15 protein-coding genes are annotated in these 12,695 nt (G+C 71.7%); 8 read left to right on the forward strand and 7 right to left on the reverse strand.

Translation table 11 applies throughout. The features are described from left to right. Positions 1–57 precede the first annotated feature (57 nt). The 3 genes from GWK16_RS00670 to GWK16_RS00680 are packed head-to-tail and all read left to right on the forward strand — an operon-like array spanning position 58 to position 2,002. Positions 58–609, forward strand: a complete 552-nt coding sequence (locus GWK16_RS00670) for a TetR/AcrR family transcriptional regulator (protein ID WP_338144410.1) — start codon at positions 58–60, stop codon at positions 607–609. Beyond that, positions 606–1,316 (forward strand): glutathione binding-like protein, encoded by a 711-nt coding sequence (locus GWK16_RS00675; protein ID WP_170052058.1) that lies wholly within the window; start codon positions 606–608, stop codon positions 1,314–1,316. Before GWK16_RS00670 ends, GWK16_RS00675 begins: the two co-directional genes overlap by 4 nt. After that, positions 1,316–2,002 (forward strand): glutathione S-transferase family protein, encoded by a 687-nt coding sequence (locus tag GWK16_RS00680; RefSeq protein ID WP_170052059.1) that lies wholly within the window; start codon positions 1,316–1,318, stop codon positions 2,000–2,002. The genes GWK16_RS00675 and GWK16_RS00680 overlap by 1 nt, the downstream gene beginning before the upstream one ends. A gap of 23 nt (positions 2,003–2,025) precedes the next feature. Here GWK16_RS00680 and GWK16_RS00685 read toward each other — a convergent pair whose 3' ends face one another. Next, positions 2,026–2,967, reverse strand: coding sequence for a 2-hydroxyacid dehydrogenase (locus tag GWK16_RS00685; protein WP_170052060.1), 942 nt, complete (start codon positions 2,965–2,967; stop codon positions 2,026–2,028). A gap of 50 nt (positions 2,968–3,017) precedes the next feature. Here GWK16_RS00685 and GWK16_RS00690 point away from each other — a divergent pair, with 50 nt between their 5' ends. Beyond that, positions 3,018–3,785, forward strand: coding sequence for an SDR family oxidoreductase (locus GWK16_RS00690; protein WP_168041275.1), 768 nt, complete (start codon positions 3,018–3,020; stop codon positions 3,783–3,785). Here the strand turns inward: GWK16_RS00690 and GWK16_RS00695 are convergent. From GWK16_RS00695 to GWK16_RS00710, 4 genes are all read right to left on the reverse strand, one after another. Continuing rightward, the gene (locus GWK16_RS00695; RefSeq protein ID WP_170052061.1) at positions 3,782–4,648 is read right to left on the reverse strand and encodes an HpcH/HpaI aldolase/citrate lyase family protein; all 867 of its coding nucleotides are present in this window, start codon (positions 4,646–4,648) and stop codon (positions 3,782–3,784) included. The two genes, GWK16_RS00690 and GWK16_RS00695, sit on opposite strands and share 4 nt — an antisense overlap. Continuing rightward, the gene (locus tag GWK16_RS00700) at positions 4,645–5,547 is read right to left on the reverse strand and encodes a polysaccharide deacetylase family protein (RefSeq protein WP_170052062.1); all 903 of its coding nucleotides are present in this window, start codon (positions 5,545–5,547) and stop codon (positions 4,645–4,647) included. Before GWK16_RS00700 ends, GWK16_RS00695 begins: the two co-directional genes overlap by 4 nt. After that, positions 5,544–6,449, reverse strand: coding sequence for a polysaccharide deacetylase family protein (locus tag GWK16_RS00705; RefSeq protein ID WP_170052063.1), 906 nt, complete (start codon positions 6,447–6,449; stop codon positions 5,544–5,546). The genes GWK16_RS00700 and GWK16_RS00705 overlap by 4 nt, the downstream gene beginning before the upstream one ends. 92 nt (positions 6,450–6,541) lie before the next feature. Beyond that, positions 6,542–7,516 (reverse strand): Bug family tripartite tricarboxylate transporter substrate binding protein, encoded by a 975-nt coding sequence (locus tag GWK16_RS00710; RefSeq protein ID WP_170052064.1) that lies wholly within the window; start codon positions 7,514–7,516, stop codon positions 6,542–6,544. 246 nt (positions 7,517–7,762) lie between these two features. On the opposite strand from GWK16_RS00710, the gene GWK16_RS00715 reads away from it, so the two are divergent. After that, on the forward strand, positions 7,763–7,966 hold the full coding sequence (locus GWK16_RS00715) for a Flp family type IVb pilin (RefSeq protein ID WP_170052065.1): 204 nt from the start codon (positions 7,763–7,765) through the stop codon (positions 7,964–7,966). Positions 7,967–8,012: 46 nt separating this feature from the next. Here GWK16_RS00715 and GWK16_RS00720 read toward each other — a convergent pair whose 3' ends face one another. Both GWK16_RS00720 and GWK16_RS00725 read right to left on the reverse strand, forming a co-directional pair. Continuing rightward, on the reverse strand, positions 8,013–8,933 hold the full coding sequence (locus GWK16_RS00720; protein WP_170052066.1) for a nucleoside hydrolase: 921 nt from the start codon (positions 8,931–8,933) through the stop codon (positions 8,013–8,015). After that, a complete protein-coding gene (locus tag GWK16_RS00725; protein WP_248291070.1) occupies positions 8,930–10,114 on the reverse strand; it encodes a M20 aminoacylase family protein in 1,185 nt (394 codons plus the stop codon). The genes GWK16_RS00720 and GWK16_RS00725 overlap by 4 nt, the downstream gene beginning before the upstream one ends. A gap of 68 nt (positions 10,115–10,182) precedes the next feature. On the opposite strand from GWK16_RS00725, the gene GWK16_RS00730 reads away from it, so the two are divergent. From GWK16_RS00730 to GWK16_RS00740, 3 genes are all read left to right on the forward strand, one after another. Further along, entirely contained in the window at positions 10,183–10,875 is a 693-nt protein-coding gene (locus GWK16_RS00730) for a phosphoribosyltransferase (protein WP_170052067.1), read from the forward strand. Next, complete coding sequence (locus tag GWK16_RS00735) at positions 10,872–12,428, forward strand: ABC transporter substrate-binding protein (protein ID WP_170052068.1); 1,557 nt, start codon at positions 10,872–10,874, stop codon at positions 12,426–12,428. The genes GWK16_RS00730 and GWK16_RS00735 overlap by 4 nt, the downstream gene beginning before the upstream one ends. A gap of 70 nt (positions 12,429–12,498) precedes the next feature. Continuing rightward, positions 12,499–12,654 carry a hypothetical protein gene (locus GWK16_RS00740; protein WP_170052069.1) on the forward strand — a complete coding sequence of 52 codons (156 nt, stop codon included), beginning with the start codon at positions 12,499–12,501 and terminating at the stop codon, positions 12,652–12,654. The last annotated feature ends 41 nt before the right edge of the window (positions 12,655–12,695 follow it).

Here is a 12,695-nt window from a genome sequence, read left to right on the forward strand (position 1 = left end):
AGCCGCTCCCTGTCCCGCCCGCGCGCTTTCGACGAGGACGCTGCCCTCGACGCCGCGATCACCCGCTTCTGGGAACACGGCTATGCCGCGACCTCGGTGCGCGACCTCGGCACCTGCATGGGGCTTGGCGCGGCGAGCCTCTACAACGCCTTCGGCGACAAACGGGCGCTCTTCACCCGCTGCCTGGACCGTTACCTCGACGCCAACATGCGCGAACGCATCGCGCGGCAGGAGGCGGTCCACCCGCCGCGCCGCGCCATCGAGGCGTTCCTCGAGGAAAGCGTCGAGCGCTCCCTGATCGATCGCCGCGGCTGCATGCTGGTGAACACCGCGCTCGAAGTCGCGCCGCATGACGAGGAGGTCGGCGCCGTCGTCGCCGAGCGCCTCGGCGAGCTCGAAGCCTTCTTCCACCGCTGCATGGAACGCGGCCAGCAGGACGGGACGATCGCGCGCCGCGCGCCCGCCCGCGACCTCGCGCGCCTGTTCCTGACCACCGTGATGGGGCTGCGCGTCCTGGCGCGCGCGCGGCCCGAGCCCGCGCTGCTGCGCGGCGCCGTGCGCCAGGCCCTGACCCTTCTCGATCCCCTCGCTGCGGAGACCGCCCCGTGATCGACCTGCACTACTGGACCACGCCGAACGGCCACAAGGTGACGATGTTCCTGGAGGAAGCGGGGCTGCCCTACCGCATCATCCCGGTGAACATCTCGACCGGCGACCAGTTCAAGCCGGACTTCCTCGCCATCGCGCCGAACAACCGCATCCCGGCGATCGTGGACCACGCGCCGGCCGATGGATCGGCGCCGGTTTCGCTGTTCGAGAGCGGGGCGATCCTGCTCTACCTCGCGGACAAGATCGGCCGCTTCATCCCCGCCGCCGCGCAGGTCCATGCGCGCGCCGAGGTGCTGCAGTGGCTGTTCTGGCAGATGGGTGGCCTCGGGCCGATGGCGGGGCAGAACCACCATTTCTCCCAATACGCGCCCGAGAAGATCCCCTATGCCATCGACCGCTACGTCAACGAGACCAACCGGCTCTACGGCGTGCTGAACAAGCGCCTCGCGGACCGCGCCTTCATGGCGGGCGAGGACTACTCCATCGCCGACATGGCGACCTATCCCTGGATCGTCCCGCATGAGCGCCAGGGCCAGAAGCTCGAGGACTTCCCCCACCTGAAGCGCTGGTTCGACGCGATCCGCGCGCGCCCGGCGACCGAGCGTGCCTATGCCCGCGCGAAGGAGGTGAACAGCGCGCCGACCGTCAGCGCCGCCTCCGCCGCGCTGCTGTTCGGCCAGACCGCCGCGACGGTGGGGACCCGCTGATGGCGCGGCAGCTTTTCGAGCTCTGCGGCACCGATCCGGCGCGCGTCTTCTCGCCCTTCTGCTGGCGCGCGCGGATGGCGCTCGCGCACAAGGGCCTCGACTTCGACAGCGTGCCCTGGCGCTTCACCGAGACCGACCGCCTCGCCTTCGCCGGGCACGACAAGGTGCCCGTGCTGGTCGATGGCGAGCGTGCCGTGCCGGATTCCTGGGCCATCGCGCAGTATCTCGACGAGGCCTATCCGGAGGCGCCGTCGCTGCTGCACGGCGCGCCGGCGCCTTTCCTTTTCGTCGCGGCGTGGAACGACACCGTGCTGCAGGGTGGGCTCGTCCGGCTGATCGTCTCGGACATCCCCGCGCTGCTCGGCGAGGAACGCGCGTACTTCATCGAAAGCCGCGAGAAGCGCTTCGGCATGCCGCTCGCGGACGTGACGGCCGACCGCGAGGCGCGCCTGCCGGCCTTCCGCGCCACGCTGCAGCCACTGCGCCAGGCGCTGAAAGGGCGGGACTTCCTCGGCGGCACCGAGCCGGACTACGCCGACTACATCGTCTTCGGCAGCTTCATGTGGGCCCGCAGCGTCAGCCCGCTGCGGGTGCTGGAACCCGACGACACGCTGTTCGCCTGGCGCGAACGGATGCTCGACCTCCATGGCGGCATCGCCCGCCGCGCACCCTGCTTCGGCGCCTGACCTGAGATACGGCGGCGCGCCCCTCAGCCGACCGGGGTCGGCAAGGGGCGCCCGTCGAAATGCGCCTCGAGGTTGGCGCGCATCAGGGCACCCATGTCCTTGCGCGTCTCGACCGTGCCCGAGGCCTGGTGCGGCGACAGCACCACGTTCGGGAAGGTCGCGAAGACCGGGTCGATCGCCGGCTCGTTGAGGAAGACGTCGAGCCCGGCGGCGGCGATGCGCCCCGATTGCAGCGCCGCGATCAGGGCCGCTTCATCCACCACCGTCCCGCGCGAGACGTTCACGAAGATCGTCCCATGCGGCAGCGCCTCGATCGCCGCGCGGTCCACCAGGCCCATCGTCGCCGCGCCGCCGGCGGCCGAGACCACCAGGATGTCGACATGCGGCGCGAGCGCGGCCGGGCTCGGGTGGAAGGTGAAGGGCACGTCCTTCCTGGTGCGCCCCGAATAGGCGATGGCCATGCCGAAGCCTTCCGCACGCCGCGCGATCGCCTGCCCGATCCGCCCCAGCCCCACGATGCCGAGCCGCTTGCCCCAGACGCGCGTCGTCAGCCGCATCGGCCCCTGCTGCGGCCAGGTGCCGGTCCGGACATAGGCATCGCCCTCCGGGATGGCGCGCGCGGTGGCGAGCAGCAGCGCGAAGGCCATGTCGGCCACTTCCTCGGTCAGCACGCCGGGCGTGTTGGTCACCGCGACGCCGCGCGCGCGGGCAGCGGCGAGGTCGATCGCATCCACGCCCACGCCGTAGCACGCGATGATCTTCGCCTGGGGGCAGGTATCCATCATCGCCGTATCGGCGCCGAGTTCTCCCTTGGTCGCGATGGCGCGGATCGACGGGCCGTGCTGCGCGAGGAAGCTGGCCCGGTCGGGGGCCTCGTACAGCAGGTGCAGCGTGAAGCGCTGCGCCAGCGCCTCGAGGTCCCAGTCGGGCAGCACGCCGACAACCAGCAGCCCAGGCTTGTCCATCCGCGTCGCTCCCCCCTAGCCTTCCGGCGATCCTACAGGAGGAAGCGGGGATGTCGCATGCGCTGTTCGACCTGACCGGGCGGCTCGCCCTGGTCACCGGATCGAGCCAGGGGATCGGCTATGCCCTCGCCAAGGGCCTGGCCGAGGCGGGCGCGAAAGTCGTGCTGAACGGCCGCGACACGGGCCGGCTCGCCAACGCGCAGCGCACCCTCGCGAGCCACGGCCTCAAGACCGAGATCGCCGCCTTCGACGTGACCGACCCCGACGCCGTCGAGGCCGGCATCGCCGGCATCGAGCAGGCGCATGGCCCTCTGCACATCCTCGTCGCCAATGCGGGGATCAACCTGCGCGCGCCGTCGGTCGACATGCCGCCGGAGACCTGGCGCAAGGTGATGTCGGTGAATGTCGACGGCGTCTGGTTCTGCTGCCAGGCCGCGGGCAAGCGCATGGTCCATCGCGGGCGCGGCAAGATCATCACCATCTGCTCGGTGCAGAGCGAACTCGGTCGCCCGACCATCGCGCCCTATGCGTCGAGCAAGGGCGCGCTGCGGATGCTGACGCGCACGCTCTGTGCCGAATGGGCGAAGCATGGGGTGAACGTGAACGGCGTGGCACCCGGCTACTACGACACGGAACTGACCAGCGCCCTGGTGCAGGACCCCACCTTCACCGACTGGCTGTGCAAGCGCGTGCCGGCGGGGCGCTGGGGCAAGGTCGAGGAACTGGTCGGCGCGACGGTGTTCCTCGCCGCGCCGGCCTCGGATTTCGTCCACGGGCATCTGCTGTACGTGGACGGGGGGATGACCGCCGTCGTCTAGACGGCGCGGGCGATCAGGCGGCGGGCGCGCTCGACGATCGGCTTGTCGATCATCTCGCCTTCGAAGGCGACGGCGCCCTTGCCTTCGGCGAGCGCCGCCTCGAAGGCCGCGACCAGACGCGTCGCGCGGTCCACCTCCTCGGGCCGCGCGCCGTATTCCTCGTTGATGATCGGCACCTGGGAGGGATGGACGCAGGAGGCACAGGCAAAGCCGATGGCGCGCGAGCGACGCAGCATGGCGCGATAGCCTTCGAGGTCCTTCAGCCCCGCCACCGTGCCGATAAAGCCCAGCGGCAGCACGCCCGCCGCGCGCGCCGCGATGACGCCGAGCCGCTTCGGCAGGTCGAGCGCATCCGGCGTCGGCTCCGCGCCAAGGTCGGTCGCGAGGTCCTCCCCACCGACACCGAGGGCCACCACGCGCGGATCGGCCGCCGCGATCGCCTGGGCATGGGCGAGCGCCGCCGCATCCTCGATCAGCGCGACGAAGCGCACCGAACCGATCGGGCGCCCGGCCTCGGCCTCGGACTCCGCCGTCAGTTCCGACAGCATCCGGACATGATCCACGCCCATGATCTTGGTGCAGACCAGCGCATCCGCCCCGGCGGCGACAGCCGCCGCAATGTCCTGCACCGCCATCCGCAACGGCCGGTTGATGCGCACCAGCACGGCCGCGCCGTTCCGCCGCACGCTCGCGACCGAGGCCGGCAACCCCGCCCGCGCGGCATCCTTCGCATCCGGCGCGACCCCGTCCTCGAGGTCCAGGATCACCGCATCCGCGCCGCGCTCATGCGCCTTGGCGACGAACTTCTCCGCACTCGCCGGGACATAGAGCAGGGATCGCCAGGTCGGCAGGTCGCGGGTCATGGGGCGGGATGTTCCTTGCGCCAATGGCGCGCGATGTCGACGCGGCGCATCACCGCGACGCGCGGATGGTTGCCGATCCAGTCGAGCAGCCTCGCGAGGCCCATCGCCCGTCCCGGATGGGCGATGATGCGGTTGTGCAGCCCGAAGGACAGCATGCGCGGCGGATCCTCCCGCAGCACGCATTCGATGGCGTCGCGCATGTACTCGAAATACTCGCTGCCCGAGGACATGCCCATGCGCGGGAAGCGCACGTCGTTGTGGACGAGCGAATAGGGCACGACCAGCGCATCCCGCCCGGCGCATTTCACCCAATAGGGCAGCTCGTCGTCATAGGCGTCGCTGTCGTACTCGTAGCCGGCCTCGATCAGCAGGCGCCGGGTGTTCAGCGACGGCGCGTAGCGCGTGTACCAGCCGGCGGGGCGCTCCCCGATGCAGCGCGTGATGACCGCGGTGGCCTGGGCGATGCGCTCGCGCTCGGTCGCCTTGTCGAAGGCGTTGTGCATCTCCCAGCGCAGGCCATGGGCGGCCACGTCCCAGCCGGCTTCCCGCATGGCGGCGCAGGCCTCCGGATTACGTTGCAGGGCGCGCGCCACCGCGAAGACCGTGCAGGGCATACCGCGCGCCGTGAAGATGCGGTGCAGCCGCCAGAAGCCCGCGCGGCTGCCATAGGCGAACATGGATTCCGCGGCGAGGTCCCGGCCCTTCACCGGCGCCGTGCTGCCCTCGGTCAGCGCGTTCTCGCTGTTCGGGTCGCCGTCCGGGACGCTCGCCTCGCCGCCTTCCTCGTAGTTGATGACGAAGTTGCAGACGACGTGCGCCCCGCCCGGCCAGCGCGGGTCGGGCGGGTTGCGGCCATAGCCGATGAAGTCGCGGGCGCGGCCTGCTTCCTCGTCGCTCACGGCAGCGCCTCCGACCCCGGCACGATGCCGCGCGGCAGGGAGGCGACGTAGCGCGCGATCTCCCCCGGCCGCGCCAGCCACAGCCGGTCGCGATGCGACAGGATGTGCCGCAGCGCGTCGCGCAGCGGGCGCAGGCGGAAGGGCTGGCCGACGATGAAGGGATGCAGCACCACCGAGCAGACCAGCGGGCGCCGCCGGGACTGCTCCAGCATCTCGTCGAACTGGTCGATGATCATCTGCGCGAACTCGCGCCCGGAATGCTGACGGAAGACCAGCGCCGGGCTGTCGTTCAGCTCGATGGAATAGGGCACCGATAGCATCGGCCCGGCCCGCGTCGTCATCCAGAAGGGCTGGTCGTCCGCCGGCCAGTCCATGACGTAGGAGAAGCCTTCCTCCTTCAGCAGGTCCAACGTCACCGCCGATTGCGCGATGTAGGGCCCGAGCCAGCCCTGCGGCGCCACGCCGGCATGGCGGATGATGGCGTCGCGGCTCTCGGCGATCAGGCGCCGCTCGTCCTCCTCCCACATCCCGTCCTGGCGTTCGGCATTGGTGCGGCCATGGCCGATGAACTCGTCGCCGCGCGCCTTCAGCGCCGGGGCGATCTCGGGACACGCATCGAGCACCGCGCCGTTGACGTTGTGCGCGCAGGGGATGTCGAGCTCGTCGAGCATCTCGAGCATGTTCCACAGCCCGACGCGGTTGCCGTAGTCACGCCAGGCGTAGTTGCGCTGCCCCTGCGGCGCGGCGGCGCCGGTGCTGTCGGACCCGAGGCCCGCGCGATAGGCGAAGGCCTCGATGTTGTTGCAGACCACGACAGCGAGCCGCGCCCCGTTCGGCCATTCATAGGTCGGTCGTTGCGGGATGGCGCTGTGGGCGTAGCGCCCGTGTCCCGGAAGCCTCATCGCACGTCCCTCCATGCGTCGCGCGGACGCTGCGTCAGGCGGCAGGCTCCGTCAATGCGGGGGCGGGCGGCGCGCAGACCGCCCGCAGCGCGTCAGCCGTTGGCCGAGATGTTGGCCGCCCGCACCACCGGGGCCCAGCGATCGTACTCCTGGCGCACGAAGGCGTCGGTCTCCTGCGGGGTCATGATGATCGGCTCGCTCGCGATGGCGATCAGGCGCGCATTGACCTGCGGGGACGCTAGCGCCTCCCGCACCGCGGCGCCGAGGCGCGTCACGATCGCGTCCGGCGTGCCCTTGGGCGCGAAGAGCCCGGTCCAGGACCGCACCGCGAAGTCCGGGACGCCCTGTTCCATCACCGTCGCCAGGTCGGGACGGATGGACACGCGGTCGGCCGTGCAGACGGCGAGGATCGTCACCCGCCCGTCCTGGGCGGCCGGTGCGACGGTCGGCAGGTTCATGAAGGCGATCGGGATGGTCCCCGAGACCAGGTCCGTCAGCGCCGGCCCGCCGCCGCGATAGGGCACATGCGTCAGATCGAGCCCCGTGCGCATGCGGAACAGCTCGCCCGCCAGATGGTTCGAGGTGCCGACGCCGGACGAGCCGAAGGACATCCCGCCCCGCGTCGCGCGCACCTTGGCGATCAGGTCCTGCACATTCGACACGCCGACGCGCGGATTGGCCGCGAGCACGGTCGGCACGTCGGTCAGCATGGACACGCCGACCAGCGCCTCCTGCACGTTGTAGCCGAGCTCACCGGAGACCAGCGGGTGAAAGACGTGGTTCGAGGCCGATGAGATCAGCAGAGTCTGCGCATCGGGCCGCGCGCGCACGACCATGCCCATGCCGAGCGACCCACCGCCGCCGGGCCGGTTGTCGATGATGAAGGGCTGGCCGAACTTCTGTTCGAGCGCCGGCGCGACGAGGCGCGCCACCACGTCGTTCGACCCGCCCGCCGCGAAGGGGACCAGCAGGGTGACGGGGCGGGAGGGCCAGTTGTCCTGGGCCCGCGCAATGCCGGGCGCGGCGAGGGATGCGGCGGCAATGGTCAAGGCCTGCCTGCGGTTCATGGCGTTCCACTTCTCTCTCGTCGGAGATCGACGCCTAACGTGCGAAACGTTCGGCCGCAAGCAATCGTGCCGCGCCGGGCCCGGTTTAGGCATCTCTCAATCATTGTTGCGCAAAATGGCCACGCGACACCACGGCATCGCGGCGGCGGCATCAGGCCCCGATCCGATCGGGCAGGAGGCACGGGGCGTGGTTGAAGCGTTGAACGACAACCCGTGGCCGGAAGGCCGTACCGTGCGAGGTCCACAATGCTGCACCGCTTCGTCGCGACCCTTCGCGACAAGAAAGGCGTCTCCGCTGCCGAATACGCCATCCTGGCCGTCGGTGTCGTCATCGTGGTAGGCGCCGCCATCTCCTCGTTCGGAGGAGCCCTGACGAACGCCTTCTCGAATGTCGGCACGCAGATGTCGTCCACGCAGGCGTCGTTGCAATCCAGCACGTCGACGCGCTGAAACCGCCGGGTGAGCAGGCGCGCCGGAGCGCGCCTGCATCATCGGGTCATGGCAGCGCGGCCAGGCGCTCCGTCAGCAGGGCGAAGAACCCGTCGGCGTCCAGCGTCTCGAGCAGCCTGGCGTTGGGCGCCTGCCCGCTGCGGTCCCAGCGGTCGACCACCGTCCGCCCGCGCGCGACGCCCGCGCATTCGACATGCACATGCACCTCGCGCGTCGTGAACAGCTGCGGTGCCAGCAGCCAGGCGATGGCGCAGGGATCGTGCAGCGGATGGCCGCGATGGCCGAAGCGGCGCGACGGCGGCACGCCGCCCATGATGCGCGCCGCGGCGTCCAGGCAGCGCCTGCCGCCCGCCGCGCGCAACGCCGCGATGCGGTCCGGCGTCACCAGCGCCTGGCCCGTCAGTTCCAGCGTCGCCAGCGTCACCGGACGCCCGCTGCCGAGCAGCATCGCGAGCGATTCCGGGTCCGACCAAGCGTTGAACTCGGCGGAGGGCGTGATGTTGCCCTCCGCCCAGGCGCCGGTCATCAGCACGATTTCCTCGACCTTCGCCGCCAGCGCGGGTTCGGTCGCGAGCGCGAGCGCAAGATTCGTCGCCGGCCCGATGCCGATGAGCGTCACGCGCGCCTCCGCGCGCAGCAGCGCGCGGATCGCATCCGCGGCGATGCCCGGCGCTGGCGGCGGCCCTTCCGGCAGCGCGACGCCGGCGAGGCCATCCGCGCCATGCACCTGCGTCTCCGACCGGAAGGCGCCGAGCAGCGGTCCCTCCGCCCCCGCGACCACCGGCACGTCGCGCCCGCTCAGCCCGACGATGGCGCGCGCGTTCCGCAGGGTGTGGCCCAGCCCGACATTTCCGCCCGCCACCGTCACAAGGCGCAGGTCGATCTCCGGGCTCGCCAGGGCAAGCCACAGCGCCACCGCATCGTCGGTACCCGGATCGGTGTCGATCAGGCAGACGCGGCGGGTCATCCGAGTTCCTGTTCCACCAGGGCGCACCAGAAGGCCGCGCCATGCGGCAGGGCGGCGTCGTTGAAGTCGAAATGCGGGTTGTGGTGGAAGCCCTCGGGATGCGCGGGATCCCCGGTGCCGAGCCAGACATAGGCGCCGGGGCGGACGGCGAGGAACTCGGAGAAATCCTCCCCGGGCGTCAGCGGCGGATGGTCGTCCATCGTGCGCGCATCGCCGACCGCGGCGCGTGCGGCCCTGACCGCGACGGCGGCCTGTTCGGCACGGTTGATGGTGGGGGAGATGCGGCGGAGGTAGCGCGGCTCGGCCTCGACGCGGCAGGTCGCGGCGACGCCGCGCGCGACGGCGGCCATGCGGGCTTCGAGGTGCGAGCGCACCGCCTCGGAGAAGGCACGCGCGGTGCCGCAGAGGAAGACCTCCGACGGGATCACGTTCGGCGCGTTGCGCACGCCGGCGGCCATGTGGCCGACCGACAGCACCGCCGCCTGCAGCGGGTCGATCTCGCGCGCGACGATCATCGGCAACGCGGCGATGAACTGCGCGGCGGCCAGCGGCGCATCGGTGCCGAGATGCGGCCGCGCGCCATGCACCCCCGCACCGCGGAAGGTCACCTCCCAGGTGTCCGAACTCGCCAGCACCGCCCCCTTCGGCACCGCCACGGTGCCGACCGGCAGGCCCGGCAGGTTGTGCATGCCGTACACCGCATCGGCGGGGAAACGTTCGAACAGCCCGTCCTTCACCATGCGCCCCGCGCCGCCGAGGGATTCCTCGGCCGGCTGGAAGACGAAATGCACGGTGCCGCCGAAGCGGTCGCGGTTCGCGGCCAGCCAGCGTGCCGCGCCCAGCAGCATCGCGGTGTGCCCGTCATGCCCGCAGGCATGCATCTTCCCGGGCACGGTGCTGGCATAGGCCGCGCCGGTCGCCTCGGGCATCGCCAGCGCGTCCATGTCGGCGCGCAGCGCGACGGCGCGGTTGCCGCCCGGCCCCCGCGTGCCGGTCAGGGTGCCGACCACGCCGGTCTCCCCGATGCCTTCCTCGACCGAGATGCCCCAGTCCTTCAGCAGGGCCGCGACGATGCCGGCGGTGCGCCGTTCCTCGAAGCCGAGTTCGGGGTGGCGGTGGAAGTCGCGGCGCCATGCGGTCATTTCGGCCGCGAGCGGGGCGAGGTCCTCGGGGGTGGGCATGTGGGCGCTCCGTTGCTGCGCTGCGGCGAATTTGCCACCTTGGCGGCGTTTCCACCACGGGCCGCACCATGGAGTTCTGGCAGTCCTTCGATGCGCCCGGCGGCGCCGAGGGTCCCTTCACCGATCGCTATCCCGCGCCGATGCCGGACGGGTCCCGGCTGACGCTGCCGCTGCGCGACTATGGCGAGGTCGCCGTCGCGGGCTTCATCGCCAACCAGGCGGCGATCGCCGTGGCGAAGCGAATCGGCGACTGGATGGCGGATGCCGCGCGTGACCTCGGCGCCGAGGTCGTCGTGGGCATGCCCACCCTCGGCCAGGTCTTCGCGCCGCTCGTCGCGGAGGGGCTCGGGCAGGCGAACTGGGTCGCACCCGGCTGGTCGCGCAAGCGCTGGTATGAGGAGGCGCTGTCGGTGCCGGCCTCGTCGTCCACGGCGCCGGGGGAACGGCGGCTCTGGCTCGATCCGCGCGTGAAGCACCGGCTCGACGGACGGCGCGTGCTGCTGGTGGACGACGTCATCTCGACCGGGTCCTCGGCGCTGGCCGGCGTCGCGCTGCTGGAACGCGCCGGCGCGCGGCCGGCCGCGCTGCTCGTCGCCATGGCTCAGGCGGATCGCTGGCGCGAAGCCTGGCCTGCCGACCTCCCGGTGCGCGCGGCCTTCGCCACGCCCCTGTTCGCGCGGGCGCCGGGCGGCTGGATGCCGCGGCCGGAGACCGCGCCCCTCGACCTCTGCCCGCTGTTCCCCAGGAGGGACGCCGCATGAAGCGCCTGCTGCTCGCCGCCTTCACCGCCCTCGCGCTGCCCGCCGCGGCGCAGGATCGCCCCGAACTGCGCATCGCCGTGGAGGCCGGGCCGACCAGCCTCGACCCGCATTACGCCAGCCTGATCACCAACATCGCCTTCGCGCGGCACGTCTTCCAGCCGCTGGCCGAGCAGGACGACCGCCAGGTGCTGCGGCCGGCCATCGCGCGGTCCTGGCGCGTGGTGGACGACACCACCTGGGAGCTGGAGCTCGATCCCAACGCCCGCTTCGCCGACGGGCGGCCCGTGACGTTCGAGGACATCGCCTTCACCATCGCCCGCGCGGGCGACGTGCCGAACAGCCCGTCCTCCTTCCGCTACGCGACGCGGCCCGTCGCGGCGGTGGAATCGGTCGGCCCGCACACGGTCCGGCTGCGCACCAACGGCCCCTTCCCGCTGCTGCTGAACCAGCTCGCCCTGGTGATGATCGTGCCGAAGCGGGAGGGCCTGACGACGGCCGCCTTCAACGACGGCTCGGCCATGATCGGCAGCGGGCCCTATCGCCTGGTGTCCTGGCAGCCGGGCCAGCCGGTGCGCTATGCGCGCAACGACGCCTTCGCCGGCCCGCCGCCCGCCTTCGCGACCGTCGAATTCCGCCCCATCGCCAATGCCGGCGCCCGCGTCGCGGCGCTGCAGGCCGGCGACGTCGACCTGATCGAGATCATCCCACCGGACCAGTTCACCCGCCTCAAGGCCGATGCGCGCTTCGCCACCGCGGAAAGCCCGTCGAACCGGCTGATCTTCCTGACGTTGGATTCCGGACGCGAAGACAGCCCGCATGTCCGCGCGCCCGAGGGCGCGCCGCTGCGCAACCCGCTGCGCGACGCCCGCGTGCGCCGGGCGCTGTCCATCGCGATCAATCGCGAGGCGCTGGTCAGCCGCGTCCTGCAGGGCCAGGCCATCGCCGCCGGGGACCTCGGCCCGCAGGGCTATTTCGGCACCTCCCCCGACCTGACGCCGCCGCGCTTCGATCTCGAGGGCGCGCGGCGCCTGTTGGCCGAGGCTGGCTACCCCCGCGGCTTCGCCGTGCAGGTCAACGGGCCCAACGACCGCTACGTGAACGATGAGCAGGTGGTCCAGGCCATCGCCCAGATGTGGACCCGCGCCGGCCTGCAGGCGAGCGTCGAGGTCAAGCCGCGCGGCGTCTGGCTGACCGAAGCGGCGCAGTTGCGCTACTCGGTGAACCTCGCCGGCTTCTCGCCCAACCCCGAGGTGCTGGGCATGCTCGAGACCCAGGTCCATTCCTGGGACACGACGATCGGCCTCGGCACTGCCAATCGCGGCCGGTTCGGCAATGCCGAGATCGACGCCATCATCCAGCGCGCCCGCACGACCATGGACAATGCCGAGCGCGAGCGGCTGACTCAGGAGGCGACGCGCCGGGCCCTCCGCGACGAGACGGCGCTGATCCCGCTGTATTTCCAGGTGAACACCTGGGCGATGCGCCGCGGCGTGACCTATGAGGCGCGGACGGACGAGATGACGCTGGCCTTCTCGGCGCGCCGGGCACCCTGAACGGACATCTGCAAGTAGGGCCCGGGCTGCCGAGACCTTTCTGGACCGCAACAAGGAGCACCCCGCGGCCTTGTCGCTGCGCGCCGTCGCCTGCGGCCTGTCGATCGGCGGTCCGGCGCTGGAGATGCCGGGCCGCCGGCGGATCCGCGCGGTAACGGCGGCCGGCGGCGCCATGGGCGGGGGCGGTGGCGGACCGCGCAATGCGGTCCGCGCGTCGGACCGCTGACGCGGCGCAGCCGCACCCCCTTTGCCTCGGCGGCGGAGCAT

It is taken from the genome of Neoroseomonas marina (assembly GCF_012927745.1).
Taxonomy (GTDB): Bacteria; Pseudomonadota; Alphaproteobacteria; order Acetobacterales; family Acetobacteraceae; genus Neoroseomonas; species Neoroseomonas marina.